The organism is Bradyrhizobium sp. Ses1 (assembly GCF_059512365.1).
Genome location: NZ_JCAMOQ010000010.1, coordinates 1 through 17,353 on the forward strand (window position 1 = coordinate 1; position 17,353 = coordinate 17,353).

General features: G+C 65.2%; 19 protein-coding genes. 15 read left to right on the forward strand and 4 right to left on the reverse strand.

All coding sequences use genetic code 11. The annotated features are described in order from the left end of the window. Positions 1-114: 114 nt before the first annotated feature. A complete protein-coding gene (hemC, locus tag AC5ZG5_RS14230) occupies positions 115-1,110 on the forward strand; it encodes a hydroxymethylbilane synthase (protein ID WP_130226187.1) in 996 nt (331 codons plus the stop codon). A gap of 342 nt (positions 1,111-1,452) precedes the next feature. Here the strand turns inward: hemC and AC5ZG5_RS14235 are convergent, their stop codons facing one another. From AC5ZG5_RS14235 to AC5ZG5_RS14245, 3 genes are read right to left on the reverse strand one after another with little or no spacing between them, the layout of a single operon-like run. Then, positions 1,453-2,145, reverse strand: coding sequence for a DUF1045 domain-containing protein (locus AC5ZG5_RS14235; RefSeq protein WP_456642383.1), 693 nt, complete (start codon positions 2,143-2,145; stop codon positions 1,453-1,455). Positions 2,146-2,165: 20 nt separating this feature from the next. Continuing rightward, positions 2,166-3,359, reverse strand: coding sequence for an alpha-D-ribose 1-methylphosphonate 5-triphosphate diphosphatase (locus AC5ZG5_RS14240; RefSeq protein ID WP_456642384.1), 1,194 nt, complete (start codon positions 3,357-3,359; stop codon positions 2,166-2,168). Beyond that, positions 3,356-4,012: an LbetaH domain-containing protein gene (locus AC5ZG5_RS14245; RefSeq protein ID WP_130226184.1), complete on the reverse strand. Its 657-nt coding sequence runs from the start codon at positions 4,010-4,012 to the stop codon at positions 3,356-3,358. The genes AC5ZG5_RS14240 and AC5ZG5_RS14245 overlap by 4 nt, the downstream gene beginning before the upstream one ends. Before the next feature lie 186 nt (positions 4,013-4,198). On the opposite strand from AC5ZG5_RS14245, the gene phnC reads away from it, so the two are divergent. The 4 genes from phnC (at position 4,199) to phnE (AC5ZG5_RS14265) (ending at position 7,926) form a co-directional block, all read left to right on the forward strand. After that, complete coding sequence (gene phnC / locus AC5ZG5_RS14250; protein WP_456642385.1) at positions 4,199-5,014, forward strand: phosphonate ABC transporter ATP-binding protein; 816 nt, start codon at positions 4,199-4,201, stop codon at positions 5,012-5,014. A gap of 162 nt (positions 5,015-5,176) precedes the next feature. Continuing rightward, positions 5,177-6,112, forward strand: a complete 936-nt coding sequence (phnD, locus tag AC5ZG5_RS14255; RefSeq protein ID WP_456642386.1) for a phosphonate ABC transporter substrate-binding protein — start codon at positions 5,177-5,179, stop codon at positions 6,110-6,112. Positions 6,113-6,196: 84 nt separating this feature from the next. After that, positions 6,197-7,081: a phosphonate ABC transporter, permease protein PhnE gene (gene phnE, locus AC5ZG5_RS14260; RefSeq protein ID WP_456642387.1), complete on the forward strand. Its 885-nt coding sequence runs from the start codon at positions 6,197-6,199 to the stop codon at positions 7,079-7,081. Continuing rightward, positions 7,078-7,926, forward strand: a complete 849-nt coding sequence (gene phnE, locus AC5ZG5_RS14265) for a phosphonate ABC transporter, permease protein PhnE (protein WP_456642388.1) — start codon at positions 7,078-7,080, stop codon at positions 7,924-7,926. Before phnE (AC5ZG5_RS14260) ends, phnE (AC5ZG5_RS14265) begins: the two co-directional genes overlap by 4 nt. Before the next feature lie 173 nt (positions 7,927-8,099). Here phnE (AC5ZG5_RS14265) and phnF read toward each other — a convergent pair whose 3' ends face one another. Further along, positions 8,100-8,831 (reverse strand): phosphonate metabolism transcriptional regulator PhnF, encoded by a 732-nt coding sequence (phnF, locus tag AC5ZG5_RS14270; protein WP_130226179.1) that lies wholly within the window; start codon positions 8,829-8,831, stop codon positions 8,100-8,102. A gap of 113 nt (positions 8,832-8,944) precedes the next feature. Here phnF and phnG point away from each other — a divergent pair, with 113 nt between their 5' ends. The 10 genes from phnG to AC5ZG5_RS14320 all read left to right on the forward strand — a co-directional run bounded on the left by phnG (position 8,945) and on the right by AC5ZG5_RS14320 (position 17,273). Further along, on the forward strand, positions 8,945-9,406 hold the full coding sequence (gene phnG / locus AC5ZG5_RS14275; protein ID WP_028165306.1) for a phosphonate C-P lyase system protein PhnG: 462 nt from the start codon (positions 8,945-8,947) through the stop codon (positions 9,404-9,406). A 4-nt stretch (positions 9,407-9,410) separates the two neighbouring features. Further along, positions 9,411-10,016, forward strand: a complete 606-nt coding sequence (gene phnH / locus AC5ZG5_RS14280; protein WP_456642389.1) for a phosphonate C-P lyase system protein PhnH — start codon at positions 9,411-9,413, stop codon at positions 10,014-10,016. Positions 10,017-10,018: 2 nt separating this feature from the next. Next, a complete protein-coding gene (locus AC5ZG5_RS14285; protein WP_456642390.1) occupies positions 10,019-11,122 on the forward strand; it encodes a carbon-phosphorus lyase complex subunit in 1,104 nt (367 codons plus the stop codon). Further along, positions 11,119-12,003 carry an alpha-D-ribose 1-methylphosphonate 5-phosphate C-P-lyase PhnJ gene (locus AC5ZG5_RS14290; RefSeq protein ID WP_028165309.1) on the forward strand — a complete coding sequence of 295 codons (885 nt, stop codon included), beginning with the start codon at positions 11,119-11,121 and terminating at the stop codon, positions 12,001-12,003. The genes AC5ZG5_RS14285 and AC5ZG5_RS14290 overlap by 4 nt, the downstream gene beginning before the upstream one ends. Next, on the forward strand, positions 11,996-12,796 hold the full coding sequence (phnK, locus tag AC5ZG5_RS14295; protein ID WP_456642391.1) for a phosphonate C-P lyase system protein PhnK: 801 nt from the start codon (positions 11,996-11,998) through the stop codon (positions 12,794-12,796). The genes AC5ZG5_RS14290 and phnK overlap by 8 nt, the downstream gene beginning before the upstream one ends. Positions 12,797-12,804: 8 nt before the next feature. Further along, positions 12,805-13,503 carry a phosphonate C-P lyase system protein PhnL gene (phnL, locus tag AC5ZG5_RS14300; RefSeq protein ID WP_456642392.1) on the forward strand — a complete coding sequence of 233 codons (699 nt, stop codon included), beginning with the start codon at positions 12,805-12,807 and terminating at the stop codon, positions 13,501-13,503. A gap of 10 nt (positions 13,504-13,513) precedes the next feature. Further along, positions 13,514-14,665 (forward strand): alpha-D-ribose 1-methylphosphonate 5-triphosphate diphosphatase, encoded by a 1,152-nt coding sequence (locus AC5ZG5_RS14305; RefSeq protein WP_456642393.1) that lies wholly within the window; start codon positions 13,514-13,516, stop codon positions 14,663-14,665. Beyond that, complete coding sequence (gene phnN, locus AC5ZG5_RS14310) at positions 14,662-15,258, forward strand: phosphonate metabolism protein/1,5-bisphosphokinase (PRPP-forming) PhnN (RefSeq protein WP_028165313.1); 597 nt, start codon at positions 14,662-14,664, stop codon at positions 15,256-15,258. The genes AC5ZG5_RS14305 and phnN overlap by 4 nt, the downstream gene beginning before the upstream one ends. 13 nt (positions 15,259-15,271) lie before the next feature. Beyond that, on the forward strand, positions 15,272-15,883 hold the full coding sequence (locus tag AC5ZG5_RS14315) for a pyridoxamine 5'-phosphate oxidase family protein (RefSeq protein ID WP_456642394.1): 612 nt from the start codon (positions 15,272-15,274) through the stop codon (positions 15,881-15,883). A 259-nt stretch (positions 15,884-16,142) separates the two neighbouring features. Then, complete coding sequence (locus tag AC5ZG5_RS14320) at positions 16,143-17,273, forward strand: diguanylate cyclase domain-containing protein (protein ID WP_456642395.1); 1,131 nt, start codon at positions 16,143-16,145, stop codon at positions 17,271-17,273. Positions 17,274-17,353: the final 80 nt, after the last annotated feature.

Consider the following 17,353-nt stretch of genomic DNA (forward strand, 5'->3'; position numbering starts at 1 on the left):
TTTGCGCATCGAAGTCCCCCGTGCCGAATCAGTTCGGTCCAAGGGAATCAGAGTGCGCTAATTAGGTACAGACCCTAATCCCTCGGCTTTATCGACGGCTTGAACGGAGACATTGTGGCGGGACAGACGTTACGCATCGGCACGCGCAAGACGGCCATGGCGATGGCGCAGACCGAGGAAGTTGCGCGCCTGTTACGTGCGTCGGCTTCCGACCTGACCGTCGAGATCGTCAGGTTCGAGACCCGCGGCGATCAGGACCAGACCAGCAAGTTGCTGCGTCATGGCGGCAAGGGCGGCGCCTTCGTCGCCGAGATCCGCGAGGCGATGCGTGCGGGCGAGTTGCAGGCCGCGATGCATTCGCTGAAGGATGTGCCGGGCAATGAGGAGACGCCGGGCCTCGTGATCGGCGCGACCCTGCCGCGCGACGCCGCAACCGACAGCCTGGTGCTGCGTCCCGGCCTTTCGCTGGAAAGCTTTCGCGCCAGCCGCGGCAAGGGTTTCAAGATCGGCACCAACGCGGTGCGCCGCGCGGCTTACTTGCGCAGGCTGTTTCCGGAAGCAAGCGTGATCCATTTCCGCGGCGCCGCTGATACCCGGATTGCCAAGCTCGATCGTGGCGACAAGCAGCGCCTGCCTGATGGCGGCGAGGTCGGCCCGGCCGATGCGCTGGTGATGGCGCGCTCGGGGCTCGAGCGCATCGGGCGTGCATCGCGCATCGCCTATGACTTCCCGGTCGACGAGATGCTGCCTGCGGTCGGGCAGGGCATCGTCGCCGTCGAATGCGCGGCAAACGATTTCGCGACGCGCGCCCGTCTTGCCAAGATCGAAGACGCGCAATCGCGCCTTGTGGCCGAAGCCGAGCGCGAGGTGCTGTGGATCCTGAACGGTCACTGCAATTCGCCGATCGCCGGCCATGCCACGCTTGCCGGCAGCGAGATGATTCTGCGCGCCTCGGTGCTGGATGAAACCGGCGACCGCTTCATCGAGGCCTCGCGCACCGGCCCCGCCGACCGCCCCCGCGAACTCGGCCGCGCCGTCGGACTGGACCTGCTCGACAAGGGCGCCGCCGAAATCATCGCCCGCACAAGGCCGGAAGAGACGGACGAGTAAGCGAAGAACGGTAGGGTGGGCAAAGCGCAGCGTGCCCACCCTTCGCGTGGGACGCTCTCTCCACGTCGTCCCGGCGAACGCCAGGACCCATAACCACCGATGTGGGTTGTGGTGCGAGGTCCGGGCGGCAAACTCCACCTCTCCCCTTGTGGGAGAGGTCGGAATTCAAGCGTAGCTTGAATTCCGGGTGAGGGGTTCAGGTCCATCCGACAGCGCAAGTCCCTCGAGAGACCGGCACCCCTCACCCGGATCGCATTCCGCTTCGCTGCATGCGCTCCGGCCTCTCCCACAAGGGGAGAGGCCGGTCCGAGCAAGCGGACGCACAATACGGGCGACGACGAGTTAGAGTGCTCGCAGCGGCCAATGCGCGATGATGCGGAAGCGCGATGCTGCATCATCCTGGCGGAACAATGCGAGCCGGTCGATCGCGAGCGTTGCGAGCCGCACAGAGGCAAAGCGTTCCCGCAGCATCGGCACCACGATCTCACGCCGCTCGGCTTCCAATCGCCCGGTCAGCGTCATGTGGAAGCGGAATTCTTCCATCACGTAAGGATAGCCCCAGCGGTCGAGATACTCGACCTGTCGCGGCGTCAAGCGCTCGGGATTTCGCCGTGCGCGATCGGTCGGCGTCAGCGGCGCGCGGAATGAATCGAAGTCGCGCGTCACGTCGGCCGCAAGCTGCTGCAACTCCGTCGACGGCTTTCCCGGGATCATCGCGATGAAGCCGCTAATCGAATCGATGATGGGTTCGATAACGGGAATTGGCCGCGGCGTATCGGCGAAAGCCTCGCATGCCCCAAGCAGATCGGCTTCGCTCTTGCCCTCCGCCAGCGCCATCGGCGCCTTCAGCGTGGCGTGAAAGCCGTATTTGCGCGGGTCCTGCGTGATCTCGCGCCAGTCCGGCGGCACGCCATCGGGAAAGGACAGGTCGCTGCCACCATAGACATCGTAGCCGAGCATCTTGGCGCCGAAGCGATCAAGCGCACTGCCTGGTGCCGGCGCGTAGTAGAGAGCGTAACGCGGATAGTTGGCCATCGTCGTAAGACCTGGGAGCGTCAGGCGGCAGCAACCGCCATGCGCGGCGCTGTGGAATAGGTGAGCCGGCTGGCGTCTGCCAGATGCACGAGACGTCCCGCCGATATCACCGCGACAATGCGCGGCCGCAGCGGCACCTTGTCATCGACGATGATCATGTCGGCGCGGCGACCTTCGGCGAGCACGCCACGGTCGTCGAGTCCGGCAGCACGTGCCGGTGCTCCCGAGATCAGGTCCCACGCCTTTTCCAGCGGCAGAATGCCGTCAGCGGCAAGCCGGAAGGCTGCGAGCAATTGTGCCGGATAGTAATAGTCCGAGGCCAGCACCGAGCAGAGGCCCTTCGCGATCATGTCGGACGCCTTGGTCCAGCCGGTATGACTGCCGCCGCGCACGACATTCGGCGCGCCATACACTATGTGATCGCCGGCCGTCGCCGCCTCGCGCGCGGTCTCTTCGTTGACAGGGAATTCGGCGATGCCGACGCCCTGGTCGCGAAAACACTTGCGCATCTCGGGGCTGTTGTCGTCATGCGAGAGCATGCGGACATCGGCCGAGCGCGCCGCACTGGCGAGACGTGCGATCGAGGCAGGCACATCGTTCGCGCGCGACACCACGTGCGTGACCAGCTTGTCGAAGTCTTCAGGCGAAAGGCCGGTGCGCTCCACCATCCGGTTGCGCTTGCGCGGCCTTGCCAGGTCCCCGATCGTCCCATCCATGTGGTCGTTGAACGCGAGCAAGTCGACGCGGCCCTCCGCGAGCCAGTCAATGATCTCCGGTTCGGCGTCGAGATTGTAGGTCTCGTGGCGCAGATGGAAGCGCGTGTCGGCGGCAAGCTGCGGGCGCATCTGCTCGATTGCCTCCAGCAGTCTCCGCGCATTCTCGGCGCTGCGCAGGCCCGGCTCCCACGACCATGTGGTGGCGTGGAACACCGTCGTGATTCCGTTTGAGATCGCCTGCCGGTCACTGTCGGCGAGCGCCACGTCGATCGGGAAATCGACTCCAGCGCGCGGCATCATCTGCCGCTCGAAGGCGTCGCCATGCAGGTCAACGATCCCGGGCAGCACCAGGAGATCACGTGCATTGATGCCAAGTGCATCGCGACCGTCTCCATCTCCATCGAGGGCTGCGATGTCGCGGCCCGCGGTCCGCAGCCGTGTTTCGACGAGTTCGCCTTCAACGAGCGCCTTGCCGTCTTCGATAACAATGTCAGTCACGTGATGGCACTCCGGCGGGTTGTTGGCGCGTTCAGCGCTTCATACTTGGCGAGGAAGTCTTCGACAACCAGCTTGCGAAAATCCGGCAGCGCCTGGCGCAACATTTCGTGATCCCAATCCCACCAGGCGAGTGCCGCAAGGCGGCTGATGATGCCATCGGAAAACCGCTTGCGGAGCGGCCGCGCCGGATTGCCGGCGACGATGGCGTAGGCGGGAACATCCTTGGTCACGATCGCGCCAGCCGCGACCACCGCGCCGGTTCCAATCGAGCGTCCGGGCAGGATGATCGCGCCATGTCCAATCCAGACGTCATGGCCGATATGCACGCGGTGCTCTCGGCGCCATGCGAAGAATTCGGCCTCGTCATGTTCGCCTGGGAAGTATGCGCTGGCGCGATAGGTGAAATGCGCCTGCGACGGACGATGCATCGGATGATTGCCCGGATTGATCCGGGTCATTGCCGCGATCGAGCAGAATTTGCCGATCGTGGTGTAAGTGAGCTGCGCGTCGTTCACGACATATGAATAGTCACCCATCGTGACGTCGAGCAGGATGCTGCGCGCTCCGACCTCGGTATAGGCCCCAAGCTGGCTATCGCGCACCGCGGCGGTGGGATCGACCGTTGGTACAACGGAAAGCATCTTGCCGGCCATCTTCTTCTTCGCCTCGTCGAATTGTTGTGGGGGAGCGCATGTCTTCGATGCGCTTCATAACAGTAGCGTGACAGATGCGTGACATCGCCGGCGGTGTGGAGGATCGCCGCACTGCAGCGCGTTTGTCACACAACTGTAATTCAGCGGCGTTAGCCGTTACGCGACGTGACGGGTTCGGAGCACTGCATGCTGGTGGTTGAAGGTTTGACGTGCCGTTTCGGCACAAAAGCCGCGGTCGACAATGCTTCGTTCTCGGTCCAGCCCGGTAGTTTCGTCGGCGTGATCGGTCGCTCGGGCGCCGGCAAGTCGACCTTGTTGCGGATGGTCAACCGTCTCGCCGATCCGACCGAAGGCCGCATCCTGTTCGAAGGTGTCGATGTCACCGCGCTGCGCGGCAAGGCGCTGCGGCAGTGGCGCGCGCGTTCGGCGATGATCTTTCAGCAGTTCAATCTGGTCGGCCGGCTCGATGTGCTGACCAATGTGCTGATGGGCCGCCTTGCCGAAATCCCGGCCTGGCGCTCGTTGACCCAGCTTTGGCCCGAGCAGGACAGGGCGCTGGCGATGTCGGCGCTCGAGCAGTTCGACATCGCGCAGTTCGCCGCCCAGCGCGCCGACCAGCTCTCCGGCGGCCAGCAGCAGCGCGTGGCCATCGCTCGCGCGCTGGTGCAGGAGCCCGATATCATCCTCGCCGACGAGCCGATCGCCTCGCTCGATCCGCGCAATACCAAGATCGTGATGGATGCGCTGCTGCGCATCAACAAGCATTTCGGCATCACGGTGCTCTGCAACCTGCATTCGCTCGATCTGGCGCGCAGCTATTGCGACCGCCTGATCGGCATGGCGGCGGGCCGCGTGGTGTTCGATGGCCAGCCGTCGACGCTGACCGATCACATCGCCCGCGAGCTCTACGATCTCGAGGCCAATGATGTCATCGGCGGGGCGCCAATGCCCGCGCCCGGTGCCGCAACAGCTCCGGCGCTCGGCACCGCAGCCGCGGCCTGAACGCCGTAACCTTATGCAGGGAAAGCCGCTGCAGGTGCAGTCGGCCTTTAGAGCATGGTCCGGAAAAGTGGAAACCGGTCGTGTTCAAACAAGAGATGAGATCACGATCCCGTTGCGTCTCGGATCGTGATCCAGGCGCTACCATAACAGCAGGGGTAAACCATGATCACTCGTCGCATCGTTCTCGCCGGCGCTGCCGCGCTCGCGCTCACCGCGTCCGCGTCGGCGCAGGACTGGAAGGCCAAATATCCGGAGCTGACCTTCGCGGTCGTGCCGGCTGAAAACGCGTCCGGTGTCACCGAGCGCTGGACGCCGTTCGTCAACTATCTCTCCAAGGAACTCGGCGTGAAGGTCACGCTGCGCATCGCCAACGACTATGCTGCGGTGATCGAAGGCCAGCGCTCCGGCAACATCCAGATCGCCAGCTACGGTTCGGCCTCCTTCGCCCGCGCGCGGCTGACCGGCGTCAAGACCGACGCCTTCGCCAACGACATCAACGCCGACGGCTCCACCGGCTACTACTCGATGTTCTTCGTCAAGGCGAGCAGCCCCTACAAGACCATCGAGGACGTGAAGGGCAAGAACCTCGGCCTCGTCGATCCGAACTCGACCTCCGGCAACAACGTGCCGCGCTTCGAGCTCAACAAGAAGGGCATTCCGGACGCCGAAGCCTATTTCAGCAAGGTTGTCTTCACCGGCAGCCACGAGAACGCGATGCTCGCGCTGGCGCAGGGCACGGTTGATGTTGCCGCCAACCAGTGGACCAGCGACGATGACTCCACGCTCGCCCAGATGCTGCACAAGGGCATGCTGAAGAACGCCGACGGCTCGCCGATGAAGAAGGATGATTTCCGCATCGTCCATAAGTCGGCCGAGATCATCAACGGACCCTATGCCTACAACTCCGACCTTCCCGACGATCTCAAGGCCGCGATCGCCAAGGCCTTCTTCGACGTGCCGACGAAGGACAAGGCGGCGTTCGACAAGCTCTCCGACGGCCAGAAGAAGGGCTTCCATCCCGCGACCACCAAGGATTGGGACGGCACGATCGAGCTGATCAAGTTCGTCGACGCCCTGCGCAAGAAGAAGGCCTCCTGATCGATCGACGCGAATACGCAGGCCGGATCGATCGCGACCCGGCCTGTTCCGTTGAGGACAAGCAGCAGATCCCAAGCAGAGCAGATGGCCACCGCCGTATCCATCCTTCCCGCCCAGCAGCTCGCCGCGCTGAACGATGGCTATCGCAAGGCAGTCGCGCGCAAGCGGTTGAAGATGGCCTTGGCGGCGGCGGTGTTCATCGCGGCGCTGACCGTTGCCGGCATCGGCGCCGAGGTGAACCTGCGCACGCTCTTCACCTATTTCGGCAACTTCGTCTCCTATTTCGACCGCATCCTCACGCTCGATAACGGCCAGCGGGTCTGGACCGATTTCGGCGAATGGTTCTGGGGCTGGAAGAATTGGCTGAAGCTGCTCGCCGAGACCATCTTGATCAGCTATGTCGGCACGCTGACCGGCGCCGTCTTTGCCTTTGCGCTGAACTTTTTCGCCGCACAGAACACCTCGCCCGCGCCCTGGCTGCGCTTTGTTGTCCGCCGCCTGCTCGAATTTGCGCGTACCGTGCCCGCCATCGTGTTCGCGCTGGTGTTCGTGATCGCGTTCGGGCTCGGGCCGATGGCGGGCGTGCTGGCGATCGCCGTGCATTCCACGGGCGCGCTCGGCAAATTGTTCTCCGAGATCGTCGAGAATGCCGACATGAAGCCGGTGGAGGGCATCCGCTCGACCGGCGCGAGCTGGCTGTCCTGCATGCGGTTCGCCGTGCTGCCGCAGGTCTCGGCGGGCTATGCCAGCTATGCGCTGCTGCGCTTCGAGATCAATGTGCGCGAAGCGTCCGTGATGGGCTTTGTCGGCGCCGGCGGCATCGGGCAGGAGCTCGTGGTCGCGATTCGCAAATTCTATTATTCCGACGTCAGCGCCATCCTGGTCACCATCGTCCTGACCGTGTTCGTGATCGACATCACCACCGGCTGGCTGCGCGCAAAACTGTTCGGCAAGGAGGGGCGGGCATGAGCCAGTTGCCGAAGCCGGATTCGCAGGCGCTGCGGACGAAATACCCTGACGTTTTCGACCGCCCGGTCTCGGCGCGCCTCGCCACGCCCTTGATGCTGCTGGCGGCATTAGCGGTCTTCGCCTTCGGCCTGTTCGATCTCGACTTCTCGCCGACCAAGCTGGTGAGCGGGCTGCGTGAGCTCGGCTGGATCACGCTGATGATGATCCCGCCCGATCCCGGCTCGTCGCTGCCGACCTATCTCTCCGCGCTCGGCGAGACGCTGTCGATCGCGCTGCTCGGCACGACGCTGGCCGCGTTCATGGCGCTGCCGGTCAGCCTGCTCGCCGCGCGCAACATCGTGCCCTCCGCCATCTTCCGTTTCCCGGTGCGACGTTTCCTGGATACGATCCGCGGCGTCGACACGCTGATCTGGGCCTTGGTGTGGATCAATGTCGTCGGTCTCGGCCCGTTTGCCGGCGTGCTCGCCATCGCGGTGTCGGATTTCGGCGCCTTCGGCAAATTGTTCTCCGAGGCCATTGAAGGCGCCGACAAGAAGCAGGTCGAGGGTATCAGAGCTTCCGGCGGCGGCGTGCTGCACGAGATCCGCTTCGGCCTGATCCCGCAGGTCCTGCCCGTGATCGCGGGTCAGGTGCTCTATTTCATCGAATCGAACACGCGTTCGGCCACCATCATCGGCATCGTCGGTGCCGGCGGCATCGGGCTGCAGCTCGCCGAACAAATCCGCGTGCTGGAATGGCAGAAGGTGTCGTTCCTGATCTTGATGATCCTGATCGCGGTCGCCGTGATCGACTGGATTTCGACGAAACTCCGCTTCGCCATCATCGGCCAGCGCGCGCTGGCGTAGGAGTCACCTCGCCCCGCTCTTGCGGGGAGAGGTCGGCGCGAAGCGCCGGGTGAGGGGACCCTCCGCGCACTCTCGCCTATCGAATTTGCAGAAGCAGCCCCTCACCCTAACCCTCGCAGAGTGAGCTTTGCTCGTCTCGCCCCCGCGAAGAGCGGGGAGAGGGAAGAACTGGATTACCCGTTCTCCACCAAGAACTCCACGCGCTCCGCCGCAAAACGCGAGCGCTTTGTCACCAGCGGCTTGTCGTCCAGATCGACGTCGGTCGAGTCGACCACCAGGATCGGGCGGCCGAGCGCCAGGTCGAGCCGCGCGGCGTCGGTAGCGTCGACGATGCCGGCGGTGATCCGCGTCGAGGTGCGGCGATAGTCGCGGATGCCGAAATGTTCGAGCAGTTTCGTCATCGAGCGGACGCTGGCGAACACCTCTCCCGCGCCCGGAAAGCGCTCGGCCGAAAGCCAGGAGGTGGAGACGCAGATCGGCGCGCGGTCGGCGAACCGCAGCGACTCGATCCGGACCAGTGGCGCGCCGACCTTCAGTCCGAGTTCCCGCGCCAATTCCCGGCTCGCCACGTCTTCCGAGGCATCGATCAATTGCCCGCGTGGCTCGCGGCCGCCGGCGCCGACGATCTCCGAGAAACGCGTGCGCGAGCGCAGCGGATAGGCGATTTTCTGCACCTCGACATAAGTGCCGCTGCCGCGTTCGGCGCGCACCAGTCCGCGCTCGGCGAGCGCCGCCAAGGCGCGCCGCACCGTGTGCCGGTTCACGCGGTAGGTCTCCGCGATCTCCATCTCGCCCGGCAGCTTCTCGCCGGCGGCAAAGCGGCCCTCGGCGATGCCGCGCTCGATGCCGTCGGCGACCAAGCGCCACAGCGCGACGCCCGATGAGGCGGTGTCCTGCACACTCATATCGGAAACCCAGTCCTGTCGAAAATCATGCCCCTGTCATGAAACAGTCATGGCGTTTGCTTATCAAGTTGTCTAGTATCATAGACAACTTCAGTCAGGCAAGGTTCCGCGAGATGACGAAGACCGAGCAAGACAGCAGGCGGGCGCAGCGCCGGGCGGGAATGGCGGTGCTCGCCCAGTCGGACGCTGCCGACATTTCGGCCCGGCTCAGCGAGATGGCGCTGCCCGCTCACAAGACCCTGCGCGAGCCGGAAAACGGCCTCGTCATGGTGCGCGGCCGGGTCGGCGGCGATGGCGCGCCCTTCAATATTGGCGAGGCGACCGTCTCGCGCGCGGCGGTGCTGCTTTCGACCGGCCAGGTCGGTTTCGGCTACACGCTCGGACGCGACCATGAGAAGGCACGGCTGATCGCGTTGTGCGACGCCATGGCGCAATCGGACGATTTTGCCGATGCGGTTGAGCAGGAGGTGATCGCGCCGCTGCGCACGGCCATGATCGCCAAGCGAGACCGGGTGGCCGCGGAGACGGCGGCGACGCGGGTTGATTTCTATACGATGGTGCGCGGTGAGGGCTGAAGACATGACGGCGATTGCCGAACTGCCGCCGGGCTTATCCGACAAGGTCTTGTCGGCGCAGGCGACATTCCGTTCCGTAATGAACGCGATGGCGCGTCCGGGGAAGGTCGAGCGAATCGCGGCGTCGGCCGGCGCGCCTGATGGCGTGATGCACGGCGCGGCCGCGATCGCGCTGACGCTGTTCGATCACGATACGCCGATCTGGCTCGACGGCGCGATGTCGACCCCCGAAGTCGCCAAATGGCTCAAGTTCCACACCGGGGCGGCCATCACCGGCGATCCCGCGATTGCAAGCTTTGCGCTGATCGGCGATCCCCAGAATCTTCCCGCGCTCGATCGTTTCGCGCTCGGCAGCGGCGAATATCCCGATCGCTCGACCACGCTGATCCTGCAGATTGGCAGCCTCTCGCAAGGCACGGCCTACGAACTGCGCGGGCCGGGCATCGACGGCTCCACCGTGCTGACAGCGACCATCGAGCCGCACGATCTGTTCGATCAACTCGCCGTCAACGCCACGCTGTTCCCGCGCGGCATCGACGTCGTGCTGGTCGCGGGTGATGAGATTGTTGCGATCCCGCGCACCACGCGGCTCGCTCATGGGAAGGACTGACGATGTACGTTGCGGTCAAGGGCGGCGAACGCGCCATCGAGAACGCCCATCGCCTGCTCGCGCATGAACGGCGCGGCGACCGGGAGGTGCCGGAGCTTATGCTGGCGCAGATCTCCGAACAGCTTGCGCTCGGTGTCGATCGCGTGATGGCGGAAGGCTCGCTCTATGACCGCGAACTGGCCGCGCTCGCGATCAAGCAGGCGCGCGGCGACCTGATCGAGGCGATCTTCCTGGTTCGCGCCTTCCGCGCCACGCTGCCGCGCTTCGGCGCCACCGAGCCGGTCGATACCGGCAACATGCAGATCCGCCGCCGCATCTCCGCGACCTTCAAGGACATTCCCGGCGGCCAGATCCTCGGCCCCACCTTCGACTATACCCATCGCCTGCTCGACCCGCAGCTTGCCGAGGGTTTTGTGCCGGAGGCGCCTGCGACCGGCGAAACATCGTCCGCCGAGACGCCGCGCGTCACCGACATCCTCGCTCACGATGGTCTGATCGAAGCGTCGCCGCAAGCAGAAGCGGACGCGCCGATCGGCGATCTCACGCGCGAGCCGCTCAGCTTCCCCGCCGACCGCGATCTGCGGCTGCAGAATCTCGCGCGCGCCGACGAAGGTTTCCTGCTCGCGCTCGGCTACTCCACCCAGCGCGGCTACGGCCGCAACCATCCCTTCGCCGGCGAGATCCGTTTCGGCGAGGTTGATGTCGAATTCTTCGCCGAGGATGCGGGTTTTGCCGTTCCGCTGGGGAGAATCGAACTCACCGAGTGCCAGATGGTCAACCAGTTCAAGGGCTCGGCGACGGAAGCGCCGTGCTTCACCCGCGGCTACGGGCTCGCCTTCGGCCAGAGCGAGCGCAAGACCATGTCGATGGCGCTGGTCGATCGTGCACTGCGTGCGCGCGAGCTCGGCGAGGAGGTGAGGGCGCCGGCGCAGGACGAGGAATTCGTGATGTCGCATTCCGACAATGTGCAGGCGACCGGCTTCGTCGAGCATCTCAAGCTGCCGCATTATGTCGACTTCCAGTCCGAGCTCGGCCTGCTGCGCAGGCTGCGCACAGAATTCACTGAGGCCAACGCATCGGAGCCGCTGCAGGAGGCCGCCGAATGAACGCGCCGTCGTATAATTTCGCCTATCTCGACGAGCAGACCAAGCGGATGATCCGCCGCGCGATCCTGAAGGCGATCGCGATCCCCGGCTACCAGGTGCCGTTCGCGAGCCGCGAGATGCCGATGCCCTATGGCTGGGGCACCGGCGGCGTGCAAGTGACCGCCGCGATCCTCGGCCCCGATGACGTCTTGAAGGTGATCGACCAGGGCTCGGACGATACGACGAATGCGATCTCGATCCGCAAATTCTTCGGCAAGACCGCGGGCGTCGCGACTACGACGTCGACCACGGAAGCTACCGTAATCCAGACTCGCCACCGCATCCCAGAGGCGTCGCTGCATGAGGGGCAGGTGCTGGTCTATCAGGTGCCGATCCCCGAGCCGCTGCGCTTCCTCGAGCCGCGCGAGACCGAGACGCGGCGCATGCATGCACTCGCCGAATACGGCTTGATGCATGTCAAGCTGTACGAGGACATCGCGCGCTTCGGCCATATCGCCACGGCCTACGCCTATCCGGTGAAGGTGAACGCGCGCTATGTAATGGACCCGTCGCCGACGCCGAAATTCGACAATCCGAAGATGGACAATTGCGCGGCGCTGCAATTGTTCGGCGCCGGCCGCGAGAAGCGCATCTATGCGATCCCGCCTTACACGACGGTGGTCTCCCTCGATTTCGAGGACCATCCGTTCAAGCCTTACCGCTTCGACGCGCCGTGCGCGCTCTGCGGCGCGGAGAATTCCTATCTCGACGAGATTGTCACCGACGACAAGGGCGGGCGGATGTTCGTCTGCTCCGATACCGACTATTGCGAGCAGCGCCAGGCCGAAGGCCATCGCGGGCACCAGAGCGCAGCGCCGCACAAGGAGAGGGCGCATGTCTGAGCCGGTGACCACGCTCGACGACGATCAGCCGCTCTTGGTTGCGGACGGCCTGTCGAAGAATTACGGCCGGCTGGCCGCCTGCCGCGACGTGTCGTTCTCGCTCCATCCCGGCGAGGTGCTGGCGATCGTCGGCGAGTCCGGCTCGGGCAAGTCGACCTTGCTGCAACTATTGTCGGCGCAGCTTGCGCCGAGCGCGGGCAGCGTGTCCTATCGCATGCGCGATGGCGTGCTGCGTGATCTTGCTTCGCTCGGCGAAGCCGAGCGGCGCTTCCTGTTCCGCACCGATTGGGGCTATGTGCACCAGGATCCCGCACAGGGCCTGCGCATGGCGGTCTCCGCCGGCGCCAATGTCGGCGAGCGGCTGATGGCGATCGGCTGGAATCACTATGGCCGCATCCGCGACACCGCAACGACATGGCTCGAGCGCGTCGAGATCGACATCGGCCGCATCGACGATGCGCCGAAGACCTATTCCGGCGGCATGCGGCAGCGCCTGCAGATCGCGCGCAACCTTGTCACTGCGCCGCGGCTGGTGTTCATGGACGAGCCGACCGGTGGGCTCGACGTCTCCGTGCAGGCCCGCCTGCTCGACCTCATGCGCAATCTCGTCAGCGAGCTCAACCTCGCCGCCATCGTCGTCACCCACGACCTCGCGGTGGCGCGCCTCTTGTCACACCGGGTGATGGTGATGAAGGGCGGCCGCGTCATCGAGACCGGTCTGACCGACCAGGTGCTCGATGATCCACGCGAGCCCTATACCCAGCTGCTCGTTTCCTCGATCCTGCCGCCATAAGGACGCCGATGACTGCGATGATCGAAATCTCCAGCGCAGCAAAGACCTTCACCATGCATCTGCAGGGCGGGGTCGAACTGCCTGTCGTGAGCAACGTCTCGTTCCATGTCGAACCGGGCGAATGCGTCGTGCTGTCCGGGCCGTCAGGGGCCGGCAAGTCGTCGATCCTGAAGATGATCTTCGGCAACTATCGCTGCGATGCCGGGCGGATCGGCATCCGCCACCAGGGCAAGGTGATCGATCTTGCCAGCGCCGAGCCGCGGCAGGTCCTGAGCGTGCGCCGCGCCACCGTCGGTTATGTCAGCCAGTTCCTGCGCGCGGTGCCGCGGGTCGCGACCATCGATGTCGTCGCCGAGCCGCTGGTCGCTGGCGGCACGCCGCGTGCCGAGGCGCGCGACAAGGCCGCCGCGCTGCTCCGCCGTCTCAACATCCCCGAGCGGCTGTGGCGGCTGCCGCCCTCGACGTTCTCCGGCGGCGAGCAGCAACGCGTCAACATCGCCCGCGGCTTCGTGTCCGATCTGCCGATCCTGCTGCTGGACGAGCCGACGGCCTCGCTCGATGCGGCCAACCGCGCCGTGGTGGTAGAACTGATCGGCGAGAAGAAACGCCGCGGCGTCGCAATGGTCGCGATCGTGCATGACGATGAAATCCGTCATCTGATTGCAGACCGAATCGTGGATGTCACGTCATTCGCTGCGGCGGCATGAGAGGGGTGAGATGACCGCAAGAGAGACCATCATCGGCAATGCGCGCCTTGTGCTGGCCGATCGCGTCATCGAGCGCGGTTGGGTCGCGCTCGCCGATGGCCGCATTGCCGAATTCGGTGAGGGGAGCGCCCCCGATGGCAGCGAGGATGCCGGCAGCGATCTCATCATGCCGGGCATGATCGAGCTGCACACCGATCACCTCGAAGCCCATTACGTGCCGCGCCCGAAAGTGTTCTGGGATCCGGTTGCCTCCGTCATCTCCTATGACGCGCAGCTTGCGACCTCGGGCATCACCACTGTCCTCGACTCGCTCAGGGTCTGGCGCGAGGACGGTGCAGAGGACGTCGATGGCCGTGCCGGCATTCTGGCGGCGGCGATCTCGGCGGCCCGCGAGGGCAATCTGCTCCGTGCCGATCACTTCCTGCACCTGCGCTGCGAAATCCCGATGCCCGATGTGGTGGCCGAGGCGAAAGAGTTGATCGACCGGCCCGACGTCCGCCTGATGTCGCTGATGGACCACACCCCCGGCCAGCGCCAGTTCCGCGACGAAGTGAAGCTGCGCGATTACTATCGCGGCAAGGGCGGCGGCATGACCGACGCCCAGCTCGACGAGCTCTTCGCGCGGCGTTTCGCCAACCAAAAGGCCTATGCCGCCACCAACATGCGTGCCATCGTCGCGCTCGCGCATGAATACAATATCCCGCTCGCGAGCCACGACGACACCACCGAGGAGAACGTCGTCGACGCCGTGCGCGACCGCGTCTCGGTCGCGGAATTCCCGACCACGATGGAAGCCGCCCGCGGCCTGCACGCGGCCGGCATCGACATCCTGATGGGCGCGCCCAACGTGGTGCGCGGCGGCTCGCATTCCGGCAATATCGCCGCCGTCGATCTCGCCCGCGAGGGGTTGCTCGATATCCTGTCGTCCGACTACATTCCTTCGAGCCTGTTGATGGCGGCGCTGCAATTGCCGCGGCATGTCCCGGCGATCGATCTCGCCTCCGCGGTGCGCACGGTCACGAAGACGGCGGCCGAGGCGGTGGGGCTCACGGACCGCGGCGAGATCGCGGTCGGCAAGCGCGCCGACCTGATCCGCGTGCACATCGCGCGCGACCTCCCGGTGGTGCGCAGTGTCTGGCGGGAAGGGGAGCGGGTCGCATGACGGAAGCACAGGCAATCGCAATCGACACACCCATAGCCATCGGCCCCGGCCGCCTGGTGCTGGTGGTCGGCCCGAGCGGCGCCGGCAAGGATACGCTGCTCGGGCTCGCCAAGGCGGCCTGTGCCGAAGACGGCAATGCCGTCTTCGCGCGCCGCGTGATCACGCGCGCCTCCTCGGCCTCCGAGGACAATGAGGAGGTCAGCGCGGACGCGTTTGCCGAGGCAGTCGCGCGCGGCGACTATGCCATGCATTGGGAGGCACATGGCCACAGCTATGCGCTGCCGCGCGCGGTCGACGAGGATCTGCGCGCCGGCCGCACCGTGATCGCCAACGTCTCGCGCACGGTGATATCGGTAGCCCGCCGCGCCTACGCCAATGTCGTCGTGGTCCAGATCACCGCGCCGCCGAACGTGCTGGCCGAACGGCTCGCAATGCGCGGACGCGTGAGCGACGGACGGATCGAGCATCGGCTCGGCCGCACCGTCGATGAGACGACGGCCGCTCCCGACTTCACCATCGTCAATGTCGGCACCGCTGACTATCACGCGGGCCAGCTCGCGCGGATCATCAAGGGCAGCCGCTGGGACGAGTAAACAAGGGAAGCCGATGACAAATATCGCGACGATCGAGCAATTGGAGGCGATCTACGGCTTCCCCAACGATGCTTCCACCGTCAAGGTCGCCGATCGCGTCACGCCGCCCTATCGCATCCTGATCGAGACGTCGCCGTTCGCGGCGCTCGCCACCGTCGGTCCCGAAGGCATCGATTGCTCGCCGCGCGGCGACCTGCCCGGCTTCGTCCGCATCCATGACGAGAAGACGCTGATGATGCCAGACCGCCGCGGCAACAACCGCGTCGATTCGCTCCGCAACATCGTCCGCGACCCGCGCGTCGCGCTCTTGTTCCTGATCCCCGGCTCCGGCACCACGCTGCGCGTCAACGGCAGTGCCCATCTCTCCATCGATCCCGATTTGCTTGCCTCCTTCAAGATGGAAGGCAAGGCGCCGCGCTCCGTCATCGTCATGACCGTCGACGAGATCTACTTCCAGTGCGCCCGCGCGATCGTCCGCGCCGACCTCTGGAATCCCGACAAGCGCGTCGATCCCAGGACGTTGCCGACTCCGGGCCAGATCCTCGCCGGCATGAGCGAGGACAAGGTCGGCGGCGAAACCTACGACCGCGAATGGCCAGAGCGCGCCCGCCAGACGATGTGGTGAGGTAGCCCCGCACAAAGCTCGCCGTCATTCCGGGGCGATGCGAAGCATCGAGCCCGGAATCCATTTCTCCGCCTGCGTATGCGGCCCGATGGATTCCGGGTTCGCGCTTTGCGCGCCCCGGAATGACGGCGTTCCAGAACGGAGCTCCTGCTGCGGCTACCGCCGCCTTGATGCTCCCTTAAGCCTGTCATGAAGCTGGCCACGACCGGACCAATCCGCCTCACCGTTTCTTAGCAACTCCACGGCATGGTGCCGGTCCATGAGACTGACAGCCTTGTCCAGCGCCGTGCAGCCAGGCATTCGCCGCGAACTGATCAAATTGCTGTACACGTCGATGCCGCAAGTCATGGCGATTACCGTGACATCGGGCACCGGTGCGATCGCGCTTGCCCTGGTCAGCGGCGATATCGGCTATGCCTTGATTTCCTGTCTCATTCTGATCACCGCTGGCGCCCGGCTGTACAGCCTGCATCTCTATAAGCTGCGATCGACGAATTTTTCCGACCAGGACGTGCTGCGCTGGGAGCACATCTACGGCATCGGCGCGGTGGCGTTCTCGGTGGGGCTCGGCTTACTGTCATACCGCGCGCTCCGGCTCGGCGATGCGGCCGGGGCGTGGATCAGCTTCGGACTGTCGATGTCCTTCTGCGTCGGCATGGTGTCGCGCGCGGCAGTGCGTCCTTGGATCGTGCTGTCGGCATCGGCCGTGCTGTTTGCGCCGACCATCGTGGCGGGCCTGCTGCGGCCGGAGCTCGCCTACAAGCTCGGCTCCTGCATGCTGTTCCTGTTCTGGATCACACTGCGCGAGGCCTCTCGCCATCTCAGCAAGGCCTTCATCGAGCGGCTGGAGGCCCAGCAGGCGCTGGCGCGCCAGGCCCATCATGATTTCCTCACCGGATTACCGAATCGTGTCGCGTTTCTCTCGGCGCTGGAGCAGGCGGCGGGGCGCATCGCCATCATCGCCATCGATCTTGATGGTTTCAAATCGGTGAATGACCGCCTCGGCCATCACGCCGGAGACGCGCTGCTCCGCCAGGTCGCCGAACGATTGACCCAATGCATCGGACCGCAGGGCACCGTTGCCCGCTTCGGCGGCGATGAATTCATGCTGCTGCGTCCGGTGGAAGAGGGGCCGGCGGGGAAGGATGCGGCCGTGGCGCTCGCCAAGCGGGTGGTCGAGGCGCTGTCGCTGCCCTTCTTTGTCTCGCACGAGCCGGCACGGATCGGCGCCAGCGCCGGCATCCTGGTGACCGAGCTTGCCTCGGAGTCCGCGGTCGGCACGGCATCGTTGCTGGAGCAGGTCGACCGCGCGCTCTACGCCGCCAAGCGCGCCGGCGGCGGACGCTGGCAATGGTCTGGCGACGAGGCTGCACTGGATCAGGCGGTCTGAATCATGGATCAGCTCGAACTGCATCGGTGCGCGAGACACCAGGACGAAACCTCCGCGCCGCAGATCAAGGCGCTTTGAGG